Below are 2884 nucleotides of genomic sequence, written 5' to 3'. Positions count from 1 at the left end.
GCCGTGGACGTGCTGAGGGAAGGCCGCTCGGTGCTCACCCGCGTCATCGCCGAGGAGACGCTCGATGCGGCGAGCCACGACGACGAGCACACGAGGCTCATCCGGGAGGTGGGTATCCACTCATCGGCGATCGTGCCTCTGGTCACGCGTGGGCGTGTGATAGGCGCACTCACGCTGGCCTCGAGCGACCCGGCCAGGTCCTACGACGACGAGGACCTCCGGCTGGCGGAGGACCTCGCACTGCGGGCCAGCCTCGCGGTCGAGAACGCACGCCTCCTCGAAGAGAGGACCGAGCAGTCGAGGACGCTCCAACGCGCGCTCCTCCCTCCGGACCTGCCCGCGGTGCCGGGCCTCGACGCGGCCGCGCTGTACCTGCCGGCCGCCGAGGGGGTCGAGGTGGGCGGCGACTTCTACGACCTGTTCAACATCGACGCCGACACGTGGGGGGCGGTCGTCGGGGACGTCTGCGGGAAGGGAGTGGAGGCCGCCGTGCTCACGGCCCTCTGCCGCCACACGATCCGGACCGCAGCCGGTGAGGGCAACGACCCCAGCGCGGTCCTTAGGATCCTGAACCGCGCGATCCTGCGGGAGACCGCCGAGTCCACCTTCGCTACCGTCTGCTACATGGCGCTGACGATGGGCGACGACAGCGTCCATGTGGAGCTCGCCTCGGGAGGCCACCCTCTCCCGCTCGTGGTCCGCGGGGACGGGACGGTCGAGGTCATGGGTGAGACACGGGGTGTGCTCGGGTTCTTCGAGGTGACGGGGGTCGGTTCGTCCTCCTTCTCCCTTCACCGCGGTGACACCCTCGTCGCCTACACCGACGGCGTCACCGATGCGCGCCGGGGGGACGAGTTCTTCGGGGAAGCTCGCCTGTCCCGCGTCGTCGGGTCCTGCGGCGGGCTCCCGTCCGGCTCGACCGTGGAGAGGATCGCGAAGGAGGTCACGGCCTTCGAGCCGGGCGGCCAGCGCGACGACATCGTGCTCCTGGCGCTACGCGTGACCGCGGACGGGGCGCACGCCTGATCGGAAGCCGCACACGTCGGCCCTGGATGCGACGGCAGGCGGCAGGACCCCCGCCCTTCGGCGTCGAACCACCCCTTGACGGCGCATATCCAGCCCCAGAGCAGCGGAGGCCGCCTTGCGTCCATCGGTCCAGTCCCGCCGGTCAAGCCGGAACGCCCCCACCCGGTGTGGGTGGGCCCTCGTCGTGGTCACGCTCCTGCCCGCGCTCCCGGCCGGCGCGTCGGCTCCAGCTCCCCCTGTTGCCAGCATGCAGGCGAAGCACCTGGCCCCGGCCCCCGCAGCGTCCGACTTCTTCGGGCACGCGGTGGCGGCGTCCGGGGAGAGGGTGGTCGTCGGGGTGCCGGGTGATGACGACCGAGGCTCGTCCTCCGGATCGGCGCATGTGTTCCGGCGCACCGGCAAGACGTGGGCCCATGAGGCGAAGCTCGTGGCATCCGATGGGGCAGCAGGCGACCTGTTGGGGTCCTCGGTGGGCCTGTCCGGCGACTTGGCAGTCGTCGGCGCCCGGGGGGATGACGACATGGGGACAGACTCGGGTTCGGCCTACGTGTTCCGCCGCTCTGGGACCACCTGGACGCAGGAGGCGAAGCTCACCGCCGCGGACGGGGCAGCCTTCGACCATCTGGGCGCGGCCGTGGCAGCGTCCGGCGACACGGTGGTCCTCGGCGCCCCGGAGGACGATGACGACGGCAGCTCCTCCGGGTCCGTCTACGTCTTCGGCCGGTCGGGGGGCCAGTGGACCCAGGAGACCAAGCTCACCCCCGGGAGCGGCTCGACAGCAGACAGGTTCGGAAGCGCCCTCGCCGTGTCAGGTGACGACCTCGTAGTCGGCGTACCCGGCGACGACGTCAAAGGCGCGAACGCGGGGGCGGCCCAGGTCTTCGGTCGTACGGGCTCGTCGTGGTCCCGCCGGGCGAGCCTCCGGGCACCAGATGGAGCCGCCTCGGACGGCTTCGGGACGTCGGTGGCGTTGTCGTCGACGACAGCGGTCATCGGCGCTCCCGGTGACGACGACCGGGGGGTCGATTCAGGGTCGGCCCACGTGTTCTTCGGTTTCGGCGGCCTGTGGGGTCACGAAGCGAAGCTGCTCGCGGGCGACGGCGCCCACCTCGACCTGTTCGGTCATTCCGTCGCCGCCTCGGGCGAGCGCGCGGTCGTGGGAGCCCCCGGCGACGACGGCGAGAGGGGCGCCGCGTACTCGTTCGTCCGGTCTCCAACGAGATGGGTCGAGGAGACGAAGATCACCGCGCCGAGCCGGAGCCAGTCGGACATCGTCGGGGTGTCCGTGGCCCTGTCCGGCGACAACGTGACGATCGGGGCTTCGCGCGACGATGCCGGAGCCACCGACGCGGGCGCGGCGTACACGTTCCGCGTTCACCAGGCGCCCGTCGCGGGTGCCGACGCGTTCGCCGTGGACGAGGATCGGCGCCTGGCGGTGCCTCCTCCGGGCGTCCTCCACAACGACAGCGACGCCGATGGCGACCCCCTGACGAGCTCGCTCACGTCAGGGGTCGACAGAGGGTCGCTCGACATGGGCTCCCGAGGTGAGTTCGTCTACACCCCGCTGCCCGACTTCCACGGAACGGACTCGTTCACGTACAGAGCATGCGACGAGGACGGAGCGTGCGCCCAGGCGACGGTCACGATCACCGTGCGCCCAGTGAACGATGCGCCCTCCGGCGCAGACGACGAGACCTCGGCGCCCCAGTACGGGACCGTCAAGGTCGATGTCCTCGCCAACGACACCGATCCCGACGGCGACGCGCTCACGGTGGTCGCCGTGGGCGACCCTGCGCACGGCGACGCGAAGATCGACGAGGATGGGACCGTCACCTACACCGCCGGCGTGAGCTTCAAG

The 2884-nt window shown here is 71.3% G+C and carries 2 protein-coding genes; both read left to right on the top strand.

What is annotated here, in order from left to right; genetic code table 11:
- Positions 1-1026: GAF domain-containing SpoIIE family protein phosphatase (locus tag VM840_12230; protein HVL82346.1), on the top strand; the 1026-nt coding region annotated here is incomplete at its 5' end.
- A gap of 247 nt (positions 1027-1273) precedes the next feature.
- Positions 1274-2884: Ig-like domain-containing protein (locus tag VM840_12225; protein ID HVL82345.1), on the top strand; the 1611-nt coding region annotated here is incomplete at its 3' end.

Source organism: Actinomycetota bacterium (genome assembly GCA_035540895.1).
Lineage (GTDB): Bacteria > Actinomycetota > JAICYB01 > JAICYB01 > JAICYB01 > DATLFR01.
Note: the sequence above shows the minus strand (reverse complement) of the source record. Positions and strands in the feature narration are given on the sequence as shown.